This is a genomic window from Streptomyces monashensis (assembly GCF_001866665.1).
Classification (GTDB): Bacteria; Actinomycetota; Actinomycetes; order Streptomycetales; family Streptomycetaceae; genus Streptomyces; species Streptomyces monashensis.
In genome coordinates this window covers 151,599-178,005 of record NZ_MLYO01000036.1, presented here as the reverse complement: position 1 = coordinate 178,005, position 26,407 = coordinate 151,599, and the positions used below count along the sequence as shown (strand labels likewise).

The window sequence follows — 26,407 nt, the reverse complement described above, 5'->3', positions numbered from 1 at the left end:
GTGTCCGACAGGCAACCGCCCCGCCGTCGTGTGCCCGGACCGGCCAGGCCGGCGCGGCCCGGGAATGCCGCGCGGCGGCCGGGCGGGTCCGGTGCCCGGCCGGCCCGCCGCCCCAGCGGCGCGCGGCCGCTCGTCCAGCAGAAGCTCCGGCTCGGCAGTCCGCGACCCCGGCTGCGCATGGTCAGCCTCACCCTGACCCTGGTGCTGACCGCCTTCGTCGTACGGCTGTTCCAGGTCCAGGCCGTCGACGCGAGCGAGTACGCCGCCCGCGCCGACCAGAACCGGTACGTCGTGCACACCCTGACCGCCGAGCGCGGCGGGATCACCGACCGCAACGGCGTCGCCCTGGCCGTCAGCGAGGACGCCTACGACATCACGGCCGACCCGACGATGTTCGGCGAGAAGCAGCTGAAGATCGACGACGGTCCGGAGCAGGCCGCCGCGCTGCTCGCGCCGATCCTCGGGCAGGACCAGGCCACGCTCGTGCAGAAGCTGCGGCCCGCGAACAGGAACTCCCGCTACACGCGGCTCGCCACCCGGCAGACCCCGCAGGTCTGGAAGCAGATCAAGGACCTGCGCAGCGCGCTCACCGCGAAGGCGCAGACGGACAAGCACACCGTCAACGTGCTCGCCGGCGTCTTCGCCGACCCCAGCAGCCAGCGCGTGTACCCCAACGGCGACCTCGCCGCCGGGATACTGGGCTGGGTCAACGCCGACGGCCGGGGCGCCGGCGGCATCGAGCAGGAGCTGAACACGGAGCTGTCGGGCAAGGACGGCGAGATCCGGTACGCCCAGTCCGGCGGGCGCGAGGTGCCCACGGCGGGGTCGACGCAGACCCCGGCCGTGTCCGGCGCCGACGTCGAGCTGACCATCGACCGCGACATCCAGTGGGCCGCGCAGAACGCCATCACCCAGCAGGTGAGGAAGTCCCGGGCGGACCGCGGGTACGTGGTCGTCCAGGACACCCGGACCGGGCAGATCCTGGCGATGGCCAACTCGCCCGGCTTCGACCCCAACGACCTGTCCAAGGCGGACGCCGCGGACCTGGGCAACGCGGCCGTCCAGGACGCCTTCGAGCCGGGCTCCACCGCCAAGGTGATGTCCATGGCGGCCGTGCTGCAGGAGAACGCGGCCACCCCGCTCACCCATGTCGTCGTGCCCAACCGGCTGCACCGCGGCGACCGGCTCTTCTCCGACGACGTCGACCACGACACCTGGTACCTCACGCTGAACGGCGTCCTCGCCAAGTCCAGCAACATCGGCACCATCCTCGCCACCGGCCAGCTCGGCAGGACGCAGGCGCAGGCCGACAAGGTCCTCTACTCGTACCTGCGCAAGTTCGGCATCGGCAGCTACAGCGGGCTGGGCTTCCCCGGCGAGACCCCGGGCATCCTCGCGCCGTACCAGAAGTGGTCCACTTCGCAGCAGTACACGATCCCTTTCGGCCAGGGCTTCTCCATCAACGCGGTGCAGGCCGCCTCGGTGTACTCGACCATCGCCAACGGCGGGGTCCGCGTCGAGCCGACACTTGTGCGCGGCACCAAGGGCGCCGACGGGCGCTTCACCCCCGCGGCCAAGCCCAAGGAGACCCGGGTCGTCAGCGAGAAGACGGCCAGGACGGTCGCCCAGATGCTGGAGTCCGTCGTGGACGACGAGCAGGGCACCGGCATCAAGGCCCGCATCCCGGGCTACAACGTCGCGGGCAAGACCGGTACGGCCAACCGTGTGGATCCGGCCACCGGCAAGTACCACGGCTACACCTCGTCGTTCGCCGGCTTCGCGCCCGCGGACAACCCCCGCATCACCGTCTACTGCGCCATCCAGAACGCCACCTCCGGGAGCTACTACGGCGGCCAGATCTGCGGGCCCATCTACAAGCAGGTGATGGAGTTCGCCCTCAAGACCCTCCAGGTCCCGCCGACCGGAGCGCCGGCCGCCAACCTGCCCGTCGACTACAAGCCCTGATCAGCACACCGGAACACCAGGAACGAACCGTGACAACGATCACCCCGGACCCCGGGAACCACGGCGCCCCGCGCCCCTCGCTTCGCTCCGGAGCGGGTGCGCCCGGTACGCTCACCGCCGTGCCACACGCTGATCAGTCCCAAACCACCCAGAAGGGCGCTTCCGTGACATATCCGGGACCGCCGCGACCGGTTCAGGTCTCCGCCACACCCCTCGCGGAGCTGGCCGATCAGCTGGGTGCCGCCGCTCCGGACAGCTCCGCCGAGATCACGGGGATCACCCACGACTCGCGCGCCGTCCGCCCCGGCGACCTGTACGCCGCCCTCCCGGGGGCCCGCCTGCACGGCGCCGACTTCGTCACCCAGGCCGCCGGCCTCGGCGCGGCCGCCGTGCTCACCGACCCGACCGGCGCCGAGCGCGCCACGGCGACCGGGCTGCCGGTCCTCGTCGTGGCCGACCCGCGCGCGCGGATGGGTGAACTGGCGGCGACGATCTACGGCCACCCGGGCCGCGACCTGCTCCAGATCGGCATCACCGGCACCTCCGGCAAGACCACCACGGCCTACCTCGTCGAGGGCGGCCTGCGCACCGCGAAGGCCACCGGCCTGGTCGGCACGGTCGAGATGCGCATCGGCGACGAGCGCATCAAGTCCGAGCGCACCACCCCCGAGGCCACCGACCTCCAGGCCCTGTTCGCCGTCATGCGCGAACGCGGGGTCGAGGCGGTCGCCATGGAGGTCTCCAGCCACGCCCTGGTCCTCGGCCGGGTCGACGGCTGCGTCTTCGACCTCGCCGTGTTCACCAACCTCAGCCCGGAACACATGGAGTTCCACTCCGACATGGAGGACTACTTCCGGGCCAAGGCGCAGCTGTTCACGCCGGAACGCAGCAGACTCGGTGTGATCAACGCCGACGACGAGTACGGCCGCCGGCTCGCGAAGGAGGCCACCGTCCCGGTCGTGACCTTCTCCGCCGAGGGCCACCCCGACGCCGACTGGCGCGCCGAGGACGTCCAGGTCGGCCCGATGGACTCGACGTTCACCGTCGTCGGCCCGAACGGCGAGCGCGTCCACGCCCGCTCACCCATCGCCGGCCCCTTCAACGTGGCGAACACCCTCGCCGCCGTCGTCTCCCTCGCCGCCGCCGGTCTCGACCCGCAGACCGCCGCCGACGGCATCGCCGCCGTACCGGGCGTCCCCGGCCGCCTGGAGCGCGTGGACGCCGGGCAGCCCTACCTCGCGGTCGTGGACTACGCCCACAAGACCGACGCGGTCGAGTCCGTGCTCAAGGCGCTGCGCAAGGTCACCAAGGGCCGTCTGCACGTCGTCCTCGGCTGCGGCGGCGACCGTGACCGGACCAAGCGCGGCCCGATGGGCGCCGCCGTGGCCCGGCTCTCCGACACGGCCGTACTGACCTCCGACAACCCCCGCTCCGAGGACCCGCTCGCGATCCTCGCGGCCATGCTCGAGGGCGCCGCCGCCGTGCCCGCGCACGAGCGCGGCGAGGTGCTCCTCTTCGAGGACCGGGCCGCCGCGATCGCCGCCGCCGTGGGCCGCGCCGCCCCCGGCGACACCGTGCTGGTCGCGGGCAAGGGCCACGAGCAGGGCCAGGACATCGCCGGCGTGGTCCGTCCCTTCGACGACCGCCAGGTGCTCCGCGAAGCCATCCAGAAGACCCAGGGATGAAAATCCAGAAGACCCAGGGGATGAACTTGTGATCGCCCTCTCCCTCGCCGAGATCGCAGCAGTCGTCGGCGGGCAGACGCACGACATACCGGATCCGTCCGTCCAGGTCACGGGCCCGGTGGTCCGGGACTCCCGCGAGGTGGTGCCGGGCAGCCTGTTCGCCGCCTTCGTCGGTGAGCGCGTGGACGGCCACGACTTCGCACCACAGGTGATCGAGGCGGGCGCGGTCGCCGTACTGGCGTCGCGCCCCGTCGGCCTGCCCGCGATCGTGGTCGAGGACGTGCAGGCCGCCCTCGGCGCCCTCGCCCGGCACGTCGTACGCCGGCTCGGCGCGACCCTCGTCGCCCTCACCGGCTCGGCCGGCAAGACCAGCACCAAGGACCTGATCGCGCAGGTGCTCCGGCACAAGGCGCCGACCGTGTTCACGCCCGGCTCGCTCAACAACGAGATCGGGCTGCCGCTGACCGCCCTGTCGGCCACCGAGGAGACGCAGTTCCTCGTGCTGGAGATGGGTGCCCGCGGTATCGGGCACATCCGCTACCTCACCGGCCTCACCCCGCCGAAGATCGGCCTGGTCCTGAACGTCGGCACCGCCCACATCGGCGAGTTCGGCGGCCGCGAGCAGATCGCCGAGGCCAAGGGCGAGCTCGTCGAAGGACTTCCGGAGGACGGCGCGGCGATCCTCAACGCCGACGACCCGCTGGTCCGCGCCATGGCGTCCCGTACCAAGGCGAAGGTGGTCCTTTTCGGAGAGTCGGCCGAAGCGGACGTACGCGCCGAGAACGTGCGACTCACGGACAGCGGACAGCCCTCGTTCAGGCTTCACACACCCTCCGGTGCAAGCGATGTGACCATGCGCCTGTACGGTGAGCACCACGTGTCGAACGCGCTCGCCGCGGCCGCCGTCGCCCATGAGCTGGGCATGTCCGCGGAAGAGATCGCCATCGCGCTCTCCGAGGCGGGCACCCTCTCCCGCTGGCGCATGGAGGTCACCGAGCGCCCGGACGGCGTGACCATCGTCAACGACGCCTACAACGCCAACCCCGAGTCCATGCGGGCCGCCCTGAGGGCGCTCGTGGCCATGGGCAAGGGACGGCGGACGTGGGCGGTGCTCGGCAAGATGGCCGAGCTGGGGGACGAGGCGCTCGCCGAGCACGACGCCGTCGGGCGGCTCGCCGTCCGGCTCAACGTCAGCAAGCTCGTCGCCGTCGGGGGGATTGAGGCCTCCTGGCTGCAACTGGGCGCATATAACGAGGGTTCGTGGGGTGAGGAGTCGGTGCACGTGTCCGACGCACAGGCGGCGATCGACCTGTTGCGCAGCGAGTTGCGCCCGGGCGACGTCGTGCTCGTGAAGGCGTCCCGTTCGGTGGGGCTGGAGAGCGTTGCCCAGGCGTTGCTCGAAGCCGGTGCCGAGGGTGAGGTTGCCGCCCGATGATGAAGCAGATCCTGTTCTCAGGAGTCATTGGCCTCTTCCTGACGCTGGTCGGCACCCCGCTGCTGATCAAGCTCCTCGCCCGCAAGGGCTACGGCCAGTACATCCGTGACGACGGCCCGCGCGAGCACGCCAGCAAGCGCGGTACGCCGACCATGGGCGGCATCGCCTTCATCCTGGCGACGATCGCCGCGTACTTCCTGAGCAAGCTCATCACCGGTTACCCGCCCACCTACTCCGGCCTGCTGGTGCTCGGTCTGATGTCCGGCATGGGCCTGGTCGGCTTCCTCGACGACTACATCAAGATCGTCAAGCGGCGTTCGCTGGGCCTGCGGGCCAAGGCGAAGATGGCCGGCCAGCTGATCGTCGGCATCTCCTTCGCGGTGCTCTCGCTGCAGTTCGCCGACGCGCGCGGCAACACCCCGGCCTCCACCAAGCTGTCGTTCATCACGGACTTCGGCTGGACGATCGGCCCGGTGCTGTTCGTCGTCTGGGCGCTGTTCATGATCCTCGCGATGTCGAACGGCGTGAACCTGACCGACGGTCTGGACGGCCTCGCCACCGGCGCCTCCGTGCTCGTCTTCGGCGCCTACACGTTCATCGGCGTCTGGCAGTTCCAGGAGTCCTGCGCCAACGCGCAGACCCTGACGAACCCGGCCGCCTGCTACGAGGTGCGCGACCCGCTCGACCTCGCCGTGATCGCCTCCGCGCTCATGGGTGCCTGCCTGGGCTTCCTGTGGTGGAACACCTCGCCGGCGAAGATCTTCATGGGCGACACCGGCTCGCTCGCCCTCGGCGGTGTGCTCACGGGTCTGGCCATCCTCTCCCGCACGGAGCTGCTGGTGGCGATCATGGGCGGCCTGTTCGTCCTCATCACCATGTCGGTCGTCATCCAGGTCGGCTCCTTCCGGCTCACCGGCAAGCGCGTCTTCCGGATGGCGCCACTGCAGCACCACTTCGAACTCAAGGGCTGGTCCGAAGTCCTGGTGGTGGTCCGATTCTGGATCATCCAGGGCATCTGTGTGATCGTCGGACTGGGCCTCTTCTACGCAGGATGGGCAGCGGAAAAGTGACCTCCAGCTCGGAGCCCTTCGACTTCCAGGGCATGCGCGTCACCGTCGCCGGACTCGGTGTCTCCGGCGTCCCGGCGGCCAAGGTGCTGCACGCGCGCGGGGCGATCGTCACGGTCGTCAACGACGGCGACGACGCACGCGCGCGTGAGCAGGCCGCCGAACTGGAAGCCCTCGGCATCACCGTGCGCCTCGGTGACGGTGCAAGCCTGCCGGAGGGCACCGAGCTGATCGTCACCACGCCCGGCTGGAAGCCCGACAAGCCGCTGTTCCTGGCCGCCGAGCAGGCGGGCGTGCCGGTCTGGGGCGACGTCGAACTGGCCTGGCGCCTGCGCGGCCCCGACGCCGCGCCCTGGCTGGCCGTCACGGGCACCAACGGCAAGACCACCACCGTCCGCATGCTCGCCTCCATCCTCACCGCCGCGGGCCTGCGCACGGCCGCCGTCGGCAACATCGGCGTCTCGCTGCTGGACGTCGTCCTCGGCGAAGAGAAGTACGACGTCCTCGCCGTCGAACTCTCCAGCTACCAGCTCCACTGGTCGCCCTCCCTGCGCGCCGACTCCGCCGCCGTGCTGAACCTCGCGCCCGACCACCTCGACTGGCACGGCTCCATGGAGGCGTACGCGCGCGACAAGGGCCGTATCTACGAGGGCAATCGGGTCGCCTGCGTCTACAACGTCGAGGACAAGGCCACCGAGGACCTGGTCCGCGAGGCCGAGGTCGAGGAGGGCTGCCGGGCCGTCGGGTTCACCCTCGGCGCCCCCGCCCCCTCCCAACTCGGCGTCGTGGAGGGCCTCCTGGTCGACCGCGCCTTCGTCGAGAACCGGCAGAAGAACGCGCAGGAGCTGGCCGAGGTCGCCGACGTCAACCCGCCGGCCCCGCACAACATCGCCAACGCCCTTGCCGCGGCGGCCCTCGCGCGCGCCTTCGGGGTGCCCGCCTCCGCCGTCCGCGACGGTCTGCGCGCCTTCCGCCCCGACGCCCACCGCATCGAGCACGTCGCCGACCTCGACGGGGTCGCGTACGTGGACGACTCCAAGGCGACCAACACGCATGCCGCCGAAGCCTCGTTGGCGGCATATGAACCGATCGTATGGATTGCGGGCGGTCTGGCGAAGGGCGCGACCTTCGACGAGCTGGTCGCCAGGTCGGCGAAGCGACTTCGCGCAGCGGTCCTCATCGGCGCCGACCGTGCGCTGATCCGTGACGCCCTCGCGCGACACGCCCCGGAAGTACCCGTGGTCGACCTCGACCGGACCGACACTGGGGCGATGCTCCAGGCGGTGACGGAAGCGAAGCGGCTTGCCCGGCCCGGCGACACGGTGCTCCTTGCCCCGGCCTGCGCCTCCATGGACATGTTCACCAACTACAACCAGCGCGGTGACGCGTTCGCGGCAGCGGTCCGCGAACTCGGAGCCTGACCCCGGCGCCGCCCGCCGGGCGGAACTTGGGAGGGACGCGTGGGACGGCTGACGCTACAGGGGCCTGTGGGACGGCCGCGGTTCAGGGGAGGCGCCGATGCCCGGTAGCAGTACCGGCCGGCCGCCCGTACAGCGGGCACCCCGCCGTCCCGCCGTCTCCCGGCCGGCGCGCGAGAACCCGTTCCAACGGTTCTACACGCGCGCGCGCAAGGCCTGGGACCGCCCGCTGACCGCCTATTACCTGATCTTCGGCGGCAGTATGCTGATCATCGTGCTCGGCCTGGTCATGGTCTACTCGGCCTCCCAGATCACCGCGCTCCAGCTGTCGCTGCCGGGGTCGTACTTCTTCCGCAAGCAGTTCCTCGCCGCGATCATCGGCGGCGTCCTGATGTTCGTGGCCTCCCGGATGCCGGTGAAGCTGCACCGGGCGCTGGCGTACCCGATCCTCGCCGGTGCCGTCTTCCTGATGGTCCTGGTGCAGGTGCCGGGGATAGGGATGGCGGTCAACGGCAACCAGAACTGGATCTCCCTGGGCGGCTCCTTCCAGATCCAGCCCAGCGAGTTCGGCAAGCTCGCCCTGGTGCTGTGGGGCGCGGACCTGATCGCGCGCAAACAGGACAAGAAGCTGCTGACCCAGTGGAAACACATGCTGGTACCGCTGGTGCCGGTCACGTTCCTGCTGCTGGGGCTGATCATGCTCGGCGGCGACATGGGGACGACGATCATCCTGACGGCGATCCTGTTCGGGCTGCTGTGGCTCGCGGGGGCGCCGACCCGGCTGTTCTCCGGCGTGCTCGGCGTCGCCGCCGTCCTCGCCATCATCGCCATCCAGACCAGCCCGCACCGCCTCGCCCGCCTCAAGTGCATCGCCGCCACCGACCCCGGTCCGAACGACATGTGCTGGCAGGGCGCGCACGGCATCTACGCCCTCGCCTCCGGCGGACTCTTCGGATCCGGCCTCGGCGCGAGTGTGGAAAAATGGGGCCAACTGCCGGAAGCGCACACCGACTTCATCTTCGCGGTCACCGGTGAGGAACTGGGCCTCGCGGGGACACTGTCGGTACTCGCCCTGTTCGCGGCTCTAGGCTATGCGGGTATCCGCGTGGCCGGACGCACGGAGGACCCCTTCGTGAGGTACGCCGCGGGAGGCGTGACCACGTGGATCACCGCCCAGGCGGTGATCAACATGGGTGCGGTGCTCGGCCTGCTGCCGATCGCCGGCGTGCCTCTCCCGCTGTTCTCCTACGGAGGGTCCGCCCTGCTGCCGACCATGTTCGCCATCGGGCTGCTGATCGCCTTCGCGCGCGACGAGCCCGCTGCGCGGGCGGCGCTTGCGATGCGGCAACCTCGCTTTGGTAGAAAGCGGGGAGCCGGGGGCTCCGGGTCCGGTCGGAGTCCCCGGAGATGGAACACGATGCGACGGCGTGCCCCACGGGCGCGTCCGTCCGGAGAGCGGTGAATTTCGGTGCATGTCGTACTCGCCGGTGGGGGGACCGCCGGCCACATCGAGCCCGCGCTCGCCCTCGCGGACGCCCTGCGCAGGCAGGACCCGACCGTGGGGATCACGGCCCTGGGCACGGAGCGCGGCCTGGAGACCCGGCTGGTCCCGGAGCGCGGCTACGAGCTGGCGCTGATCCCGGCGGTGCCGCTGCCCCGCAAGCCCACGCCCGAGCTGATCACCGTCCCGGGCCGGCTGCGCGGCACGATCAAGGCCGCCGAGCAGATCCTGGAGCGCACCAAGGCCGACTGCGTGGTCGGCTTCGGCGGTTATGTCGCGCTGCCCGGCTACCTCGCGGCCAAGCGCCTCGGTGTGCCCATCGTGATCCACGAGGCCAACGCCCGCCCGGGCCTGGCCAACAAGATCGGCTCGCGGTACGCGGCCCGGGTCGCCGTCTCCACCCCGGACAGCAAGCTGCGTGACGCGCGGTACATCGGCATCCCGCTGCGCCGCTCCATCGCCACCCTGGACCGCGCCGCGGCCCGCCCCGAGGCCCGCCACATGTTCGGCCTGGACCCGAACCTGCCGACGCTGCTCGTCACCGGCGGCTCGCAGGGCGCCCGCCGCCTCAACGAGGTCGTCCAGCAGGTCGCGCCCTGGCTCCAGCAGGCCGGAATCCAGATCCTGCACGCGGTCGGACCGAAGAACGAACTGCCGCAGGTGCACCAGATGCCGGGGATGCCCCCCTACATCCCGGTAAGTTACCTGGACCGGATGGACCTCGCGTACGCCGCGGCCGACATGATGCTCTGCCGTGCGGGCGCGATGACCGTCGCCGAACTCTCCGCCGTCGGACTCCCGGCCGCCTACGTCCCGCTGCCCATCGGCAACGGCGAACAGCGGCTCAACGCCCAGCCGGTGGTGAAGGCCGGCGGCGGACTCCTCGTCGACGACGCGGAACTCACTCCCGAGTGGGTGCAGCAGAACGTCCTGCCCGTACTCGCCGATCCGCACCGGCTGTACGAGATGTCCCGCGCGGCGAGCGAGTTCGGCCGCCGGGACGCCGACGAGCTGCTCGTCGGCATGGTGTACGAGGCGATCGCCTCGCGCCGTTAGGACCGTATGACGAAAGGGCAGTGAGGGTGGCCGGACCGACTACCGCCGAGCGCGGAAAACGCCAACAGGAGTCGTCCGGCCCGCCGTCCGCCCGGCGCCTCAGACGACGGCGACTTCGTACGATCGTCATCCTGGCGGTGGCCGCCCTTCTTCTCGGCGGTGGTGGCACCTGGGTGTTGTACGGCTCCGCGTGGCTGCGCGTCACCCACGTCTCGGTGTCCGGCACCCGGGTGCTGACCCCCGCCGAGGTGCGCGACGCGGCGGCCGTGCCGGTCGGGGCGCCGATGATTTCCATCGACACCAACGGCATCGAAGCCCGACTTCGCCGGAAATTGCCCCGAATTGACACCATCGACGCGGTCCGTGCCTGGCCCCACGGAATCGGTCTGAAAGTGACCGAGCGCGCTCCCGTCCTGCTCCTGCGCGACGGTAAGAACTTCGTCGAAGTCGACGGCAAAGGTGTCCGGTTCGCCACGGTTTCCCAGGCCCCGAGGAACGTTCCGGCCCTGGAACTCAACGTCTCCCGCACGGGTTCCGCCGCCGCGAGCCTGCGGCGCTTCGGCATCGACCGGCTGGTGCGCGAGGCGGTCAGGGTCGCCGGAGACCTGCCGCCCTCCGTGGCCAAGGGTGCCCGGGCGCTCCAAGTCCGTTCCTATGACGACATCTCGCTGGCGCTCGGCGACGGCCGCACGGTGGCATGGGGGAGCAGCGAGAACGGCAGCGCCAAGGCGCGGACCCTCACGGCTCTCATGAAAGCAGCTCCCCGCGCCAGGCACTTCGATGTCAGCGTTCCCACCGCCCCTGCGTCATCGGGGAGTTGACGCACATCAGCGCAGGCCAGCACCCTGGTTGGGCACTGCTATGGCTGATCACATAGGGTGAAAAGAAAAACGGGAGGTTCGGCGTGTTCGTTGAACGGGCGCCACTTGTCGACTTAGTGTCCTGTTCAGAAGACTTCAAGGAACAGACACACTGGTAACCCTAAACTTCAGGGTTAGGGTTCGGGTCGGCGCTACGGACCGTCCCATTCGGCATCTGCCGTCCCGGCGCGGGGCACCGCACGGAGACGGCGACGTAATTCGAGGCGAGAGGCCTTCGACGTGGCAGCACCGCAGAACTACCTCGCAGTCATCAAGGTCATCGGTGTCGGCGGCGGTGGTGTCAATGCCATCAACCGGATGATCGAGGTCGGTCTCAAGGGCGTCGAGTTCATCGCCATCAACACCGACGCACAGGCGCTGTTGATGAGCGACGCCGACGTCAAGCTCGACGTCGGCCGCGAACTCACCCGCGGACTCGGCGCCGGCGCCAACCCGGCAGTCGGCCGCAAGGCCGCCGAGGACCACCGCGAGGAGATCGAGGAGGTCCTCAAGGGGGCCGACATGGTCTTCGTGACGGCCGGTGAAGGCGGCGGCACCGGCACCGGCGGCGCGCCCGTCGTGGCCAACATCGCGCGCTCGCTCGGCGCCCTCACCATCGGCGTGGTCACGCGCCCGTTCACCTTCGAGGGACGGCGCCGCGCGAACCAGGCCGAGGACGGCATCGCCGAACTGCGCGAAGAGGTCGACACCCTCATCGTGATCCCCAACGACCGGCTGCTGTCCATCTCGGACCGCCAGGTCTCGGTCCTGGACGCGTTCAAGTCCGCCGACCAGGTCCTGCTCTCCGGCGTCCAGGGCATCACCGACCTCATCACCACCCCCGGTCTGATCAACCTCGACTTCGCCGACGTCAAGTCGGTCATGTCCGAGGCCGGTTCGGCCCTCATGGGCATCGGCTCGGCCCGCGGCGACGACCGCGCGGTGGCCGCCGCCGAGATGGCGATCTCCTCGCCGCTGCTCGAGGCGTCCATCGACGGCGCCCGCGGCGTCCTGCTCTCCATCTCCGGCGGCTCCGACCTCGGCCTGTTCGAGATCAACGAGGCCGCCCAGCTGGTCAGCGAGGCCGCCCACCCCGAGGCCAACATCATCTTCGGCGCGGTCATCGACGACGCCCTCGGCGACGAGGTCCGGGTCACCGTGATCGCGGCCGGCTTCGACGGCGGCCAGCCGCCGGCCCGCCGGGACAACGTCATCGGCTCGGCCTCGGCCACGGTGCCGGCCCGCCGCGAGGATCCCGCTCCGGTACGGCAGTCCGAGCCCAGCCGTCCGACCTTCGGCTCGCTGGGCAGCGTGACGCCGAAGGAGGAGCCGGAGCCGGCCCCCGAGCCGGTGCCCGACATCCCGGTCGCCCCGCCGGTGCCGCCGTCGCGGACCTACTCGGACAGCGCCGCCGAGGAGCTGGACGTCCCGGACTTCCTGAAGTGATAGGACAGCGCGAGAGCGTGAGCGGCGCGCACTTCGCCTTCACCGACCGGTGGGGCGGGGTGAGCGCCGCTCCGTATGAGGAGCTGAACCTGGGCGGCGCCGTCGGCGACACGCCCGAGGCGGTCCTGGCCAACCGGGAACTGGCCGCGAAGTCGCTGGGCCTCGCCGCCGATCAGGTCGTGTGGATGCACCAGGTGCACGGCGCGGACGTGGCGGTCGTGGACGAGCCCTGGGGCGAGCGCCCGGCGCCCGAGGCCGACGCGGTCGTCACCGCCCGCCGCGGGCTCGCCCTCGCCGTGCTCACCGCCGACTGCGTGCCGGTGCTGCTGGCCGACCCCGTCGCCGGGATCGCCGCCGCGGCCCACGCGGGCCGGCCGGGCATGGTCGGGGGCGTCGTGCACGCCGTCGTACGGGCCATGGTCGAACTCGGCGCCGAGCCGGGCCGGATCGCCGCCCGCACCGGACCCGCCGTGTGCGGCCGGTGCTACGAGGTGCCGGAGGCGATGCGCGCCGAGGTGGCCGCCGTCGAGCCGGCGGCGCACGCCGAGACGAGCTGGGGCACGCCGGCGGTCGACGTGAGCGCCGGGGTGCACGCGCAGCTCGACCGGCTCGGGGTGCGCGACCGGGCGCAGTCACCGGCGTGCACGCTGGAGTCGAAGGACCACTTCTCGTACCGCCGTGACCGCACCACCGGGCGGCTCGCTGGCTATGTCTGGCTGGACTGATGGGGCATGACGGACCGTAAGACCGAACTCGCCGCAAACCTGGCGAAGGTGGAGGAGCGCATCACCGCCGCGTGTGCGGCGTCGGGGCGCGAGCGGGAGGAGGTGACCCTCATCGTGGTCACCAAGACCTACCCGGCGAGCGATGTGCGGATCCTGTCGGAACTCGGTGTGCGTCACGTCGCCGAGAACCGCGACCAGGACGCGGCACCGAAGGCGGCCGCATGTGCGGATCTGCCTCTTAAGTGGCATTTTGTCGGTCAACTACAGACCAACAAGGTGCGTTCCGTGGTCGGTTACGCCGATGTCGTGCAGTCCGTGGATCGTTCCCGGCTCGTCACGACCCTGTCGAAGGAGGCGGTGCGGGTGGGGCGCGAGGTGGGGTGCCTGATCCAGGTGGCGCTCGACGCGGGGGCCGGCGGACGGGGCGAGCGGGGTGGTGTCGGCCCGGACGGAATCGAAGAGTTGGCCGACCTCGTCGCGGACGCGCCCGGACTGCGGCTCGACGGTCTGATGACCGTCGCTCCGCTCGCCGGGGAGTACGCGGGACGCGAACAGGCGGCGTTCGAGCGGCTCATGGATTTGTCGACCGACCTGCGCCGGACGCATCCGGCTGCAACCATGGTGTCGGCAGGGATGAGTGCGGACCTCGAACAGGCCGTGGCGGCCGGGGCGACACATGTGCGCGTCGGCACTGCGGTACTCGGAGTCCGCCCCAGGCTCGGGTAACGTCGCCAGGAAGTCGGACCACAGCAGAAAATATGGTCAATGCCTGTGAAGACGGGCACAACGACCTCGTGGATCGCGGGCACTTGGCAGTAGTCGGTCGATCCACCACAGAGCGGAGGACTCAGAGCATGGCCGGCGCGATGCGCAAGATGGCGGTCTACCTCGGCCTCGTGGAGGACGATGGGTACGACGGCCGCGGATTCGACCCCGACGACGACTTCGAGCCCGAGTTGGACCCGGAGCCGGAGCGGGACCACCGACGGCACGAACCGTCACACCAGTCGCACAGCGCACATCAGTCCCAAAGGGACGAAGAGGTGCGAATCGTCCAACCGCCCGCGCCCCGCGAGCCGGTGGCCCGTTCGACTTCGCTCGCCGCGGAATCGGGACGTCCGGCGCGCATCGCGCCCGTGGCATCCATCACACAAGAACGTCAGTCCCTGGAGAAGAACGCGCCGGTGATCATGCCCAAGGTCGTGTCGGAACGAGAGCCGTACCGGATCACCACACTTCACCCGCGGACCTACAACGAGGCCCGTACCATCGGGGAACACTTCCGTGAAGGCACCCCGGTGATCATGAATCTGACTGAGATGGACGACACAGATGCGAAGCGACTTGTCGACTTTGCGGCTGGATTGGTGTTTGGTCTTCACGGCAGCATCGAGCGGGTGACGCAGAAGGTGTTCCTGTTGTCTCCTGCTAACGTCGATGTCACGGCGGAGGACAAGGCCCGCATCGCAGAGGGCGGGTTCTTCAACCAGAGCTGAGACGCACGACCGATCGACATTCGGAAGAGCACGGGAAACAGGGGAGAGGGAAGCGCAGGCCATGAGCGTGTTCGTCACGGTGGTCCACACCGCGCTACTGGTGTTCCTCGCCGTGCTCATTTTCCGGCTCGTCATGGACTACGTGTTCCAGTTCGCCCGCTCGTGGCAACCCGGCAAGGCCATGGTGGTCGTTCTGGAGGCCACCTACACTGTCACCGATCCACCGCTGAAGCTTCTGCGGCGGTTCATTCCGCCGCTGCGTCTCGGGGGCGTGGCGCTCGACCTGTCCTTCTTCGTACTGATGATCATCGTCTACATCCTCCTGTCCATCACGGGGAACTTTGGGGGATGAGGATGGACGATACGGTCTTGCCGACTGCCGATGACTACGTTGAGGTGAAGAGATGCCGTTGACCCCCGAGGACGTGCGGAACAAGCAGTTCACGACCGTCCGCCTCCGAGAAGGCTATGACGAGGACGAGGTCGATGCCTTCCTCGACGAGGTCGAAGCCGAACTGACCCGTCTGCTCCGCGAGAACGAGGACCTGCGCGCCAAGCTGGCCGCGGCGACCCGTGCGGCCGCGCAGAACCAGCAGAACATGCGCAAGGGCCCGCCGGAGCAGGACCAGCAGCCGCATCCGCAGCAGCAGGGCATGCGAGGTCCCGGCGCGCCGGTGCCCGCCGGCATATCGGGCCCGCCGCAGCAGCAGATGGGTGGCCCCATGGGTGGCCCGCCCCAGCTGCCGAGCGGTGCCCCGCAGCTGCCCGCCGGTCCCGGCGGCGGTCAGGGTGGTCCCCAGGGTCCCGGTCCGATGGGCCAGGGTCCGATGGGTCAGGGCCCCATGGGCCAGGGCCCGATGGGCGGTCAGCCTCCCATGCAGCAGCAGATGGGTGGTCCGATGGGCGGCCCCATGGGCGGTCCGATGGGCGGCCCCGGTCAGGGCCCCGGTGGCGACAGCGCCGCCCGTGTCCTCTCGCTGGCCCAGCAGACCGCCGACCAGGCGATCGCCGAGGCCCGCTCCGAGGCCAACAAGATCGTCGGCGAGGCCCGCAGCCGCGCCGAGGGTCTGGAGCGTGACGCCCGTGCCAAGGCCGACGCCCTGGAGCGGGACGCGCAGGAGAAGCACCGCGTCGCGATGGGCTCGCTGGAGTCCGCCCGCGCCACGCTGGAGCGCAAGGTCGAGGACCTGCGCGGCTTCGAACGCGAGTACCGCACGCGCCTGAAGTCGTACCTCGAGTCCCAGCTGCGTCAGCTGGAGACCCAGGCCGACGACTCCCTGGCGCCGCCGCGCACTCCGGCCACCGCGTCGCTGCCGCCGTCCCCGGCGCCCTCCATGGCTCCGGCCGGCGCGAGCGCCCCGTCCTACGGCGGCAACCAGACGATGGGCGGCAACCCCGCTCCGTCCGGCCCGTCCTACGGCGGCCAGCAGCAGATGACCCCGGCCATGACCCAGCCGATGGCCCCGGTCCGCCCGCAGGGTCCGTCCCCGATGGGCCAGGCTCCCTCGCCGATGCGCGGGTTCCTGATCGACGAGGACGACAACTGAGCACCGGGCACGGTGAGTAGTACGCCTGAGGCGTCGGCAGCGTTCAACAGGGCGGGGCCCCGGACTTCGGTCCGGGGCCCCGCCCCTTTTACGCGCGTTGCGCGTGCGGGCGCATGAAGAGGGCCCGGCCTCCGAACCGGAGACCGGGCCCTTCTCGAACGGCTCGGCGCCTACGCCTTCCGCAGCCGGAACGTGAGCAACAGGCCCTCGTCGGTGAACGGCTCGCCGTAGCTGTCGTCGGCCTCACCCTGCGCGAAGTCGGTCGCCAGAACCTCGTCCGCGATCAGCTCACCGTGCTCGCTCAGCGCGGCGACCACCGCCGGATCGGTCGACACCCACCGCAGAGCGATCCGGTCGGCCACGTCCAGGCCGCTGTTCTTGCGGGCCTCCTGGATCAGCCGGATCGCGTCACGGGCCAGGCCCGCCTGTCGCAGCTCCTCGGTGATCTCCAGATCCAGCGCCACCGTGGCACCGGAGTCGGACGCCACCGACCAGCCCTCGCGCGGGGTCTCGGTGATGATCACCTCGTCCGGGGCGAGGGTGACGGTCTCGCCGTCGACCTCCACCGAGGCCGTGCCCTCACGCAGGCCCAGGGACAGCGCGGCCGCGTCGGCGTTCGCGATCGCCTTCGCCACGTCCTGCACCCGCTTGCCGAACCGCTTGCCCAGCGCACGGAAGTTGGCCTTGGCGGTGGTGTCCACCAGGGATCCGCCTCCCGCTGGACCAGCGGAGGCATCGGACAGCGACGCCAGCGCGGAGACGTTCAGCTCCTCGGTGATCTGCGTGTGCAGCTCCGGGTCCAGTGCCTCGAAGCCGGTCGCCGCGATCAGCGCGCGGGACAGCGGCTGGCGGGTCTTGACGCCCGACTCCGCGCGCGTGGCACGGCCCAGCTCCACCAGCCGGCGGACCAGGACCATCTGCTTCGACAGCTCGGGGTCGATCGCCGACAGGTCCGCCTCCGGCCAGGCGGCCAGGTGCACGGACTCCACGGCGCCCGGCGTCACCGGCACGACCAGGTCCTGCCACACCCGCTCGGTGATGAACGGGGTGATCGGCGCCATCAGCTTGGTGACCGTCTCCAGCACCTCGTGCAGTGTGCGCAGCGCCGCCTTGTCGCCCTGCCAGAACCGGCGGCGCGAGCGGCGGACGTACCAGTTGGACAGGTCGTCGACGAACGCGGACAGCAGCTTGCCGGCGCGCTGGGTGTCGAACGCCTCCATCGCCTGCGTCACCTGGTCGGTGAGGGCGTGCAGCTCGGACAGCAGCCAGCGGTCGATCAGCGGGCGCTCGGCCGGGGCCGGGTCCGCCGCGCTCGGCGCCCACTGGGACGTACGGGCGTACAGCGCCTGGAAGGCGACCGTGTTCCAGTACGTCAGCAGGGTCTTGCGGACGACCTCCTGGATGGTGGCGTGGCCGACGCGGCGCGCCGCCCACGGGGAGCCGCCCGCCGCCATGAACCAGCGCACCGCGTCCGCGCCGTTGGCGTCCATGAGCGGGATCGGCTGGAGGATGTTGCCCAGGTGCTTGGACATCTTGCGGCCGTCCTCGGCCAGGATGTGACCCAGGCAGACGACGTTTTCGTACGACGACTTGTCGAAGACCAGCGTGCCGACGGCCATCAGCGTGTAGAACCAGCCGCGAGTCTGGTCGATCGCCTCGGAGATGAACTGCGCCGGGTAGCGGCTCTCGAACAGCTCCTTGTTCTTGTACGGGTAGCCCCACTGCGCGAACGGCATCGAGCCCGAGTCGTACCAGGCGTCGATGACCTCCGGCACGCGCGTGGCCGTCTTGCCGCAGCCCTCGTGCGTGCAGGCGAAGGTGACCTCGTCGATGTACGGCCGGTGCGGGTCGAGGGCCGACTGGTCGGTGCCGGACAGCTCGGTCAGCTCCGCGCGCGAGCCGACGCAGGTGAGGTGGTCGTCCTCGCAGCGCCAGATCGGCAGCGGGGTGCCCCAGTAGCGGTTGCGGGACAGCGCCCAGTCGATGTTGTTGTTCAGCCAGTCGCCGTACCGGCCGTGCTTGACCGTGTCCGGGAACCAGTTGGTCTTCTCGTTCTCCTGGATCAGGCGGTCCTTGATCGCCGTCGTGCGGATGTACCAGGACGGCTGCGCGTAGTACAGCAGCGCGGTGTGGCAGCGCCAGCAGTGCGGGTAGCTGTGCTCGTACGCGACGTGCTTGAAGAGGAGGCCGCGCTGCTGGAGGTCCTCCGTGAGCCGTTCGTCCGCCTTCTTGAAGAAGACGCCGCCGACCAGGGGGACGTCCTCCTCGAAGGTGCCGTCCGGGCGGACCGGGTTCACGACCGGCAGGCCGTAGGCGCGGCAGACCTTGAGGTCGTCCTCACCGAAGGCGGGGGACTGGTGGACCAGACCCGTGCCGTCCTCGGTGGTGACGTAGTCGGCGTTGACCACGAAGTGGGCCGGAGCCGGGAACTCCACGAGCTCGAACGGACGTTGGTAGGTCCAGCGCTCCATCTCGGCACCGGTGAAGGTCCGGCCCGTGGTCTCCCAGCCCTCGCCGAGCGCCTTGGCGAGCAGCGGCTCGGCGACGACGAGCTTCTCCTCGCCGTTGGTGGCGACGACGTAGGTGACCTCCGGGTGCGCGGCGACCGCCGTGTTGGACACCAGGGTCCAGGGGGTCGTCGTCCACACCAGGAGCGCGGCCTCGCCGGCCAGCGGACCGGAGGTGAGCGGGAAACGGACGTACACGGACGGGTCGACGACCGTCTCGTAGCCCTGCGCCAGCTCGTGGTCGGACAGGCCGGTGCCGCAGCGCGGGCACCAGGGGGCGACGCGGTGGTCCTGGACCAGCAGGCCCTTGCCGAAGATCTCCTTCAGGGACCACCAGACCGACTCCACGTACTCGGGGTCCATGGTCCGGTAGGCGTCGTCCATGTCGACCCAGTAGCCCATGCGGGTTGTCAGCTCGGCGAAGGCGTCGGTGTGCCGGGTCACGGACTCGCGGCACTTGGCGTTGAACTCGGCGATGCCGTACGCCTCGATGTCCTGCTTGCCGGAGAAGCCCAGCTCCTTCTCGACCGCCAGCTCCACGGGCAGGCCGTGACAGTCCCAGCCGGCCTTGCGGGCCACGTGGTAGCCCCGCATGGTGCGGAAGCGGGGGAAGACGTCCTTGAAGACGCGGGCCTCGATGTGGTGGGCGCCGGGCATGCCGTTCGCGGTGGGCGGGCCCTCGTAGAACACCCACTCCGGGCGGCCCTCGGACTGCTCCAGGCTCTTGGCGAAGATCTTCTGCTCGCGCCAGAAGTCGAGCACGGCGTGCTCAAGCGCGGGCAGGTCGACCTGTGCGGGCACCTGGCGGTACGTCGGCGCTGTCATCTGCGAGCATCCTCCAACGGACTTGCTGCCTTCCGTCGGAGGGACGAGAGCATTCGATCCTGTCTACGCCGTGTGCGGCGCGCTCCCGCGGTACCACCCTCCTTGGCCCGCCGGTGCGCCCTGTGCTCCGGTGAGCCCCCTCATTGGGGTCGCGAAGCCGGCTCTACTCGCCCCGGCCTCACGGCTGTGGCTTTCTTCCGGCGGCTCCGGGGTGATCTTCACGTCGCGCTCGCCCCCGGGCTCACACCGTCCCCGGGTCGCTCTCGGCCGCGTACGCCGCTACTCGTCCCCATCCACGCTTCTCGCTCCGCCCAGTGTACGGCGCCGCACGGACAGCGGCTGACCGGTTTTCCCCGGGCCCGCGTTCCGCGGGTCGGGGCCGTCCGCGCGGCGACCGGCCGGCATGACCCGAATGGCGAGGGCACGCGCGTGCGTGTCCAGCCGTCGCCGCCGGAGCGGATTACCCGGCGGGGAGCTGGGCACAACCGATGCAGGCCCGCTGCTCGGGGGGTGCCGGGCGGGCGAATCGGGCGGTGTGCCCCGTTGCCGCGGGACTCAAGTCGATTTATCGTCCCAGCACGATTCGCGAGCAAGATCACAATATGTGAAGGGGCCGCGGCCATGGTGGCGAAGAAGACCGCCGTAGAGCAGCCGGCGACCGGCCGGGCCAGGCACGCGGCCGCGGAAAAGACGGCCGCGAAGGATGCCAGAGATGTGAAGGACGCCAAGGCCGTCAAAGCGGTCAAGGCCGTCGGGAAGGCGCCGGCCGAGACGGCGGGCGTGAAGAAGGCCGCCCGGAAGACCGCGGAGGCCGACGTGGCGCCGAAGGCCGGGAAGAAGCCGGCGGCGGGGAAGACGGCGGCCAAGAAGGCGGCCGGGAAGGACGCCCGGAAGAAGGCGGCGGCGAAGGGGGTGGCGGTGGACAAGGCGGCCGTCGAGGTGCCGGCGGCGAAGAAGACCGGCGCCGGCAGGACGGTTGCGGCGGCCGCCTCCACGGAGGCGGCCGGGAAGAGCACGGCCAAGAAAGCGGGCGCGGCGCGGGCCGCGAAGCAGACGGGAGCCACGACAGTGGTTGCGAAGAAGACTCCTGGCACGGCCACGGCCGAACAGACCGCCGTACCCAAGGCACGGCTCGCCGCGGCGGAGCCCGGCGAGCTGGCGGTGCGTCCCGGAGAGGACCCCTGGACCCCGGAAGAGGTCGCGGAGGCCCGCGCCGAGCTGCTGTCCGAGGTGGAGCGGCTGCGCGCCGAGATCAGCTCCTCCGAGGCGTCCCTCGTGGGCCTGATGCGGGACTCCGGGGACGGCGCGGGCGACGACCAGGCCGACACCGGGACCAAGAACATCACGCGCGAGCACGAGATGGCGCTGGCCGCCAACGCGCGCGAGATGCTGATCCAGAACGAGCACGCCCTGGAGCGGCTGGACGCGGGCACCTACGGACTGTGCGAGAACTGCGGCAATCCCATCGGCAAGGCCCGGATGCAGGCCTTCCCGAGGGCCACCCTGTGCGTGGAGTGCAAGCAGAAGCAGGAACGTCGCTCCTGAGCGTGAGGGGCCGGGCGGGCGTGCCGTAGTCTCGTCCTCAGTCAGGCACCTAGGTTGAGGGACTCACGTGGCAGAGGCGGAGCGCATCATCGGTACGCCGGACACCCCGGACGACAGCGGCGAGCACAGCACGCCCGGCGCGCCGACCGGCTCCGGCGTGTCCGCCGCGGCCGGCACCGGTGGGCAGGAGGCGCACGCGCGCAGTGGTCGCGGGCGCCGGATCGCCGTGCTGTTCGCGGTGGCCGCGTTCGCGTACGCCCTCGACCTGATCAGCAAGACGCTCGTGGTCGCCAAGCTGGAGGGCCACGAGCCGATCAAGCTGGTCGGGGACCTGCTGGAGCTGCACGCCATCCGCAACCCGGGCGCCGCCTTCGGCTTCGGCGGCGCGTTCACGGTGATCTTCACGGTGATCGCCGCGGCGGTGATCGCGGTCATCATCAGGCTGGCCCGCAAGCTGTACAGCTTCCCCTGGGCGGTCGCCCTCGGCCTGCTGCTCGGCGGCGCGCTCGGCAACCTGACCGACCGGATCTTCCGCTCGCCCGGGATCTTCGAGGGCCAGGTCGTGGACTTCATCGCGCCGAAGGGCTTCGCGGTGTTCAACCTGGCCGACTCGGCGATCGTGTGCGGCGGCATCCTGATCGTGCTGCTGTCCTTCCGCGGCCTGGACCCGGACGGCACGATCCACAAGGACTGACGGGGCCGCCCGGAGTTGTCCACAGGCACGTTCGGGGGTGTCCGGGCCGTCCGGCATACTCGACGGGTGAGCACGATTCCCGAGATCCGTACCCTGCCCGTGCCCGACGGCCTGGAGGGCGAGCGCGTCGACGCCGCCATCTCGCGCATGTTCGGCTTCTCCCGCACGAAGGCGGCCGAGCTGGCCGCGGCCGGCAAGGTCCAGGTCGACGGCGCGGTGGTCGGCAAGTCCGAGCGGGTGCGCGGCGGCGCCTGGCTCGAGGTCGAGATGCCGCAGGCGCCCGCGCCGGTGCAGGTGGTGGCCGAGCCGGTCGAGGGCATGGAGATCGTGTACGACGACGATGACGTGGTCGTGATCGTCAAGCCGGTCGGCGTGGCCGCGCACCCCTCGCCGGGCTGGAGCGGCCCGACCGTCATCGGCGGCCTCGCCGCGGCGGGATACCGGATCTCCACCTCCGGCGCCGCCGAGCGCCAGGGCATCGTGCACCGCCTGGACGTCGGCACCTCCGGCCTGATGGTGGTCGCCAAGTCGGAGCGGGCGTACACCTCGCTCAAGCGCCAGTTCAAGGAGCGCACGGTCGACAAGCGCTACCACACGCTGGTCCAGGGCCACCCCGACCCGACGAGCGGCACGATCGACGCGCCCATCGGCCGGCACCCCCAGCACGACTACAAGTGGGCGGTCACGGCCGACGGCAAGCCCTCCGTGACGCACTACGACCTCATCGAGGCCTTTCGCGCCGCCTCCCTGCTGGACGTGAAGCTGGAGACCGGCCGCACCCACCAGATCCGCGTCCACATGGCCGCCCACCGACACCCCTGCGTCGGCGACCTGACCTATGGCGCCGATCCGACCCTCGCCAAGCGGCTGCGCCTGACCCGCCAGTGGCTGCACGCGGTCCGGCTCGGCTTCGAGCACCCCGCGGACGGGCAGTGGGTGGAGTTCGCGAGCGACTACCCCGAGGATCTCCAGCAGGCCCTCGACCAGGTCCGCGAAGAGACGTACGCATGAGCGTGGCCTACACCGTCCGGATCGCCGCGGACCTCGCTGACCGCGAGGCCTGCTTCGCGGTCCGCAAGGACGTCTTCGTGGGCGAGCAGGGCGTCCCCGAGGACCTGGAGTACGACGCCTACGACGCGGACGCCGTGCACGTGCTGGCGATCCGCGAGGACGGTGTGCCGCTCGGCACCGGACGGCTGCTGCACGGCGCGGCGGCCGTCGCGAAGACCGGCGCGGACACCTCGGTGGGCTGCCTGGGACGGCTCGCCGTCTCCCGGGCCGCCCGCGGAGCCGGCGTCGGCGCGGCTCTGGTGCGGGCCGTCGAGGACGCGGCACGCGCGCGTGGCCTCACCGCCGTGGACCTGCACGCCCAGACCCACGCCCTGGGCTTCTACGAGCGCCTCGGCTACGCGGCGTACGGCCCGGAGTTCCCGGACGCCGGCATGCCGCACCGGGCGATGCGCCGCGCCCTGTAGCGACGCGCGCTCCCGGTGGCCGGATGGCAGGCTTGAGGCCAGCTGTGTGACCGTCGACCCTCCGGAGCGCCGGCCGTGGATCAGTTGGCCCTGTTGTTCGTCCTGTTGCTCGGGGCCCTGGTGAGCGTGCCGGTGGGGGACCGGTTCGGGTTGCCGGCGCCGGTGCTGATGACGGTCTTCGGCGGGCTCCTCGCGGTGGCCGACTTCGTGCCCGACGTGAACATCCCGCCGGAGCTGATCCTGCCCGGGCTGCTGCCGCCGCTGCTCTACGCCGCCGTGCGCCGCACCTCCTGGCGGCAGTTCACGGCCAACATCCGGCCGATCTTCCTGCTCGCCGTCGCCCTGGTGTTCGTGACGACGGTGTGCGTGGCGTACGTCGCCAACGCGATCGTGCCCGGGCTGTCGATCGGTGCCGCCGTCGCCCTCGGCGCGCTGATCGCCCCGCCCGACCCGGTCGCCGCGACCAGCGTCGCCGGACAGCTCGGGCTGCCGCGCCGGCTGGTGTCGATCCTGGAGGGCGAGGGACTCTTCAACGACGTCACGGCCATCGTGCTCTACCACGTGGCGATCGCCGCCGTCGTGAGCGGCACCTTCTCGGCCTGGCAGGCCGGCCTGGACCTGGTGCTGTCCGCCGTGGTCGCCGTGGTCGTCGGGGTGGCGCTCGGCTGGGGCGCGAACAAGCTGATGGACCTGCTGGGCGATCCGACCCTCCAGATCGGCATGACCCTGCTGGTGCCCTACGCCTCCTACGTGCTCGCGGAGAAGCTGCACGGCTCCGGGGTGCTCGCCGTGCTCACCACGGCGCTCTTCCTGGCCGAGTACGCCACCGACGCCGACGACGTGATGACGCGGCTGGCCGGGTACACCTTCTGGGACATCATCGACACCCTCGTCACGGGCGTGGCCTTCGGGCTCATCGGCCTGGAGCTGCACAACGCCATCCGTACGGCCGAGGGCCGCTGGGGCGAGCTGATCGGCTGGGCCGCCGCCGTCACGGGCGTGGTGATCGTCGTACGCCTGGTGTGGCTGCTGCCCGCGACCTGGCTGACCAAGCGGCTGCACGCGCGGCGGGACTACGACGAGGAGATCCCGGTCAGCTGGCGGGAGACCGTCGTCATGTGGTGGTCCGGGATGCGCGGGGTGGCCTCGGTGGCGCTGGCGCTGGCCGTCCCGCTGACGCTCGACGACGGGGCCCCCTTCCCGGACCGGGACGAGATCGTCTTCATCGCCTTCGGGGTCATCGTCGTCACCCTGGTGCTTCAGGGACTCACCCTGCCCTGGCTGGTGAAGCGGCTCGGGGTGCGGGCCGACTCCGAGCGGGAGAAGGAGTTCGAGAAGGAGCTGGCGGTGCGCGCGGCGAAGGCGGCGAAGGGCAGGCTGCGGGAGATCGAGCAGGTCGAGGACCTGCCCGAGGACCTGGCGGAGCAGATGCTGCGCCGCGCCTTCGACATCGGCATCCGGATCAGCCCCGACATGGGCGAGGAGGAGCGGCGCGAGGCACAGCTCCAGCGGGCCAAGCGGCTCCGGCGGATCAGGCGCATCCAGAACGAGATGATGAGCGCGGCCCGGCACGAGGTCCTCGCGGCACGGAGCGAGCCCGGGGCGGACCCGGAGATCGTGGACCGTGTCCTGCGCCATCTCGACGTGCGGAGCCTGCGCTGAACGCCTGCGCACGCCGACGCACAGGGGTGGCTTGACAGTCGTACGAATGTGTGGTGCCTGTGGAAAACTTCCGCGCCGCCCGGCGGTCCGTGCCTACGCTCTGATCATGACGCGGAACATTGTGATCAGTGGCGGGGGTACGGGCATCGGGCTGGCCACCGCCCAGGCGTTCGCGGCGGACGGGGACCAGGTGCTGCTCCTCGGGCGGCGGGCCGAGGTGCTGGAGAAGGCCGGTGTGCCCGGGGCGCTCACCTACGCCGCGGACCTCGCCGAGCCCGATCAGGTCCGAGGGGTGGCCCGGTTCGTCGCCGAGGAGCTCGGCACCGTCGACGTCCTGGTGCACAGCGCGGGCGGCGCGGGGCAACGGGAGCGGCCGTCCGGCAGCGACGACCCCCTGGACCGGGTGGCCCACGACTGGACCGTCAACTTCAGACAGAACGTGCTGACGGCCGCGCTGCTCACCGAAGCGCTGAAGAACCGCCTCGCCGAGCCCGGCGGACGGGTGCTCTTCGTCAGCTCCATCGCCGCCTACCGCGGTTCGGGCAGCGGCGCCTACGCGGCGGCCAAGGCCGGCCTGCACCCCTACGCGCACGACCTGGCCCGGCAGCTCGGCCCGCACGGCATCACCGTGAACGTGGTCGCGCCGGGGTACGTCGAGGACACCGAGTTCTTCGGGGACACGATGGACGAGGCTCGGCGGGCGCGGCTCATCGGGGACACGGTGACCGGCCGCGCCGGGACACCGGGAGACGTGGCGTCGACCCTGCACTGGCTGGCCTCGCCCGCCGCCGGACACGTCACCTCACAGATCGTGCAGGTCAACGGCGGCGCGGAGCGCGGTCACTGACGGCAGGCGGCGCCTGTGCGGCCACGGAGGCGCCGGCGGTGCCGCGCCTGCTGGCACCATTGGCCTCATGAACATCATGCTCTTTCATTCGACCTACGGCCTCAGGCCCGCGGTGCGGGAGGCCGCGGACCGGTTGCGCGCGGCGGGCCACGAGGTGTGGACGCCGGACCTCTTCGAGGGGCGCACGTTCGACACCGTCGAGGAGGGCATGGCGCACAAGGAGGAGATCGGCAAGGACGAGCTGCTGAAGCGGGCCGTACTGGCGGCGGCGCCGTACTCCGAGCGCGGGCTCGTGTACGCGGGCTTCTCGCTCGGCGCCTCCGTGGCCCAGACCCTCGCCCTCGGCGACGACAAGGCGCGCGGGCTGCTGCTCCTGCACGGCACGTCGGACATCGCGCCGAACGCGCGGGCGGAGGATCTGCCGGTGCAGCTGCACGTGGCCGAGCCGGACCCGTTCGAGACGGACGACTGGCTGAGCGCCTGGTATCTCCAGATGGGCCGGACCGGTGCGGACGTGGAGGTCTACCGGTACGCGGGCGCCGGGCACCTGTACACCGACCCGGGGCTGCCGGACTACGACGCCGAGGCCGCCGAGGCCACCTGGCGGGTGGCGCTCGGCTTCCTCGACAGCCTCAAGGGCGCGTGAGCGGT

The 26,407-nt window shown here is 70.9% G+C and carries 22 protein-coding genes; 21 read left to right on the top strand and 1 reads right to left on the bottom strand.

Annotated elements, in window-relative coordinates:
* The 14 genes from BIV23_RS23045 (at nt 1) to BIV23_RS22980 (ending at nt 16,201) form a co-directional block, all read left to right on the top strand.
* A complete protein-coding gene (locus tag BIV23_RS23045) occupies nt 1–1,965 on the top strand; it encodes a peptidoglycan D,D-transpeptidase FtsI family protein (RefSeq protein WP_281250166.1) in 1,965 nt (654 codons plus the stop codon).
* A 164-nt stretch (nt 1,966–2,129) separates the two neighbouring features.
* Nucleotides 2,130–3,650 carry a UDP-N-acetylmuramoyl-L-alanyl-D-glutamate--2,6-diaminopimelate ligase gene (locus tag BIV23_RS23040; protein ID WP_071382822.1) on the top strand — a complete coding sequence of 507 codons (1,521 nt, stop codon included), beginning with the start codon at nt 2,130–2,132 and terminating at the stop codon, nt 3,648–3,650.
* A gap of 28 nt (nt 3,651–3,678) precedes the next feature.
* The gene (locus BIV23_RS23035) at nt 3,679–5,085 is read left to right on the top strand and encodes a UDP-N-acetylmuramoyl-tripeptide--D-alanyl-D-alanine ligase (protein ID WP_071382821.1); all 1,407 of its coding nucleotides are present in this window, start codon (nt 3,679–3,681) and stop codon (nt 5,083–5,085) included.
* Nucleotides 5,082–6,155: a phospho-N-acetylmuramoyl-pentapeptide-transferase gene (mraY, locus tag BIV23_RS23030; protein WP_071382820.1), complete on the top strand. Its 1,074-nt coding sequence runs from the start codon at nt 5,082–5,084 to the stop codon at nt 6,153–6,155. Before BIV23_RS23035 ends, mraY begins: the two co-directional genes overlap by 4 nt.
* Nucleotides 6,137–7,573: a UDP-N-acetylmuramoyl-L-alanine--D-glutamate ligase gene (gene murD, locus BIV23_RS23025; RefSeq protein ID WP_071382819.1), complete on the top strand. Its 1,437-nt coding sequence runs from the start codon at nt 6,137–6,139 to the stop codon at nt 7,571–7,573. The genes mraY and murD overlap by 19 nt, the downstream gene beginning before the upstream one ends.
* A gap of 97 nt (nt 7,574–7,670) precedes the next feature.
* Complete coding sequence (gene ftsW / locus BIV23_RS23020) at nt 7,671–9,032, top strand: putative lipid II flippase FtsW (RefSeq protein ID WP_071382818.1); 1,362 nt, start codon at nt 7,671–7,673, stop codon at nt 9,030–9,032.
* Nucleotides 9,033–9,038: 6 nt separating this feature from the next.
* Entirely contained in the window at nt 9,039–10,127 is a 1,089-nt protein-coding gene (gene murG, locus BIV23_RS23015) for an undecaprenyldiphospho-muramoylpentapeptide beta-N-acetylglucosaminyltransferase (protein ID WP_071382817.1), read from the top strand.
* Between the two features lie 26 nt (nt 10,128–10,153).
* Nucleotides 10,154–10,948, top strand: coding sequence for a cell division protein FtsQ/DivIB (locus BIV23_RS23010; protein WP_071382816.1), 795 nt, complete (start codon nt 10,154–10,156; stop codon nt 10,946–10,948).
* 279 nt (nt 10,949–11,227) lie between these two features.
* Nucleotides 11,228–12,433 (top strand): cell division protein FtsZ, encoded by a 1,206-nt coding sequence (gene ftsZ / locus BIV23_RS23005; protein WP_071382815.1) that lies wholly within the window; start codon nt 11,228–11,230, stop codon nt 12,431–12,433.
* Complete coding sequence (pgeF, locus tag BIV23_RS23000; RefSeq protein WP_071382814.1) at nt 12,430–13,158, top strand: peptidoglycan editing factor PgeF; 729 nt, start codon at nt 12,430–12,432, stop codon at nt 13,156–13,158. The genes ftsZ and pgeF overlap by 4 nt, the downstream gene beginning before the upstream one ends.
* A 6-nt stretch (nt 13,159–13,164) precedes the next feature.
* On the top strand, nt 13,165–13,884 hold the full coding sequence (locus BIV23_RS22995; RefSeq protein WP_071382813.1) for a YggS family pyridoxal phosphate-dependent enzyme: 720 nt from the start codon (nt 13,165–13,167) through the stop codon (nt 13,882–13,884).
* 128 nt (nt 13,885–14,012) lie between these two features.
* On the top strand, nt 14,013–14,654 hold the full coding sequence (locus tag BIV23_RS22990; protein ID WP_071375419.1) for a cell division protein SepF: 642 nt from the start codon (nt 14,013–14,015) through the stop codon (nt 14,652–14,654).
* A gap of 61 nt (nt 14,655–14,715) precedes the next feature.
* On the top strand, nt 14,716–15,006 hold the full coding sequence (locus BIV23_RS22985) for a YggT family protein (protein ID WP_071382812.1): 291 nt from the start codon (nt 14,716–14,718) through the stop codon (nt 15,004–15,006).
* 52 nt (nt 15,007–15,058) lie between these two features.
* The gene (locus BIV23_RS22980; RefSeq protein WP_071382811.1) at nt 15,059–16,201 is read left to right on the top strand and encodes a DivIVA domain-containing protein; all 1,143 of its coding nucleotides are present in this window, start codon (nt 15,059–15,061) and stop codon (nt 16,199–16,201) included.
* A 170-nt stretch (nt 16,202–16,371) separates the two neighbouring features.
* Here BIV23_RS22980 and ileS read toward each other — a convergent pair whose 3' ends face one another.
* Nucleotides 16,372–19,533, bottom strand: a complete 3,162-nt coding sequence (ileS, locus tag BIV23_RS22975; RefSeq protein ID WP_071382810.1) for an isoleucine--tRNA ligase — start codon at nt 19,531–19,533, stop codon at nt 16,372–16,374.
* A gap of 621 nt (nt 19,534–20,154) precedes the next feature.
* Here ileS and BIV23_RS22970 point away from each other — a divergent pair.
* From BIV23_RS22970 to BIV23_RS22940, 7 genes are all read left to right on the top strand, one after another.
* Complete coding sequence (locus tag BIV23_RS22970; RefSeq protein WP_071382809.1) at nt 20,155–21,078, top strand: TraR/DksA family transcriptional regulator; 924 nt, start codon at nt 20,155–20,157, stop codon at nt 21,076–21,078.
* A 67-nt stretch (nt 21,079–21,145) separates the two neighbouring features.
* Nucleotides 21,146–21,772, top strand: coding sequence for a signal peptidase II (gene lspA, locus BIV23_RS22965; protein WP_071382808.1), 627 nt, complete (start codon nt 21,146–21,148; stop codon nt 21,770–21,772).
* A gap of 66 nt (nt 21,773–21,838) precedes the next feature.
* Nucleotides 21,839–22,783 (top strand): RluA family pseudouridine synthase, encoded by a 945-nt coding sequence (locus BIV23_RS22960; protein ID WP_071382807.1) that lies wholly within the window; start codon nt 21,839–21,841, stop codon nt 22,781–22,783.
* Nucleotides 22,780–23,247 (top strand): GNAT family N-acetyltransferase, encoded by a 468-nt coding sequence (locus BIV23_RS22955; protein ID WP_071382806.1) that lies wholly within the window; start codon nt 22,780–22,782, stop codon nt 23,245–23,247. The genes BIV23_RS22960 and BIV23_RS22955 overlap by 4 nt, the downstream gene beginning before the upstream one ends.
* A gap of 75 nt (nt 23,248–23,322) precedes the next feature.
* Nucleotides 23,323–24,909 (top strand): Na+/H+ antiporter, encoded by a 1,587-nt coding sequence (locus BIV23_RS22950; RefSeq protein WP_071382805.1) that lies wholly within the window; start codon nt 23,323–23,325, stop codon nt 24,907–24,909.
* A 106-nt stretch (nt 24,910–25,015) separates the two neighbouring features.
* Nucleotides 25,016–25,756: an SDR family NAD(P)-dependent oxidoreductase gene (locus BIV23_RS22945; protein ID WP_071382804.1), complete on the top strand. Its 741-nt coding sequence runs from the start codon at nt 25,016–25,018 to the stop codon at nt 25,754–25,756.
* Nucleotides 25,757–25,823: 67 nt separating this feature from the next.
* The gene (locus BIV23_RS22940) at nt 25,824–26,402 is read left to right on the top strand and encodes a dienelactone hydrolase family protein (protein ID WP_071382803.1); all 579 of its coding nucleotides are present in this window, start codon (nt 25,824–25,826) and stop codon (nt 26,400–26,402) included.
* Nucleotides 26,403–26,407: the final 5 nt, after the last annotated feature.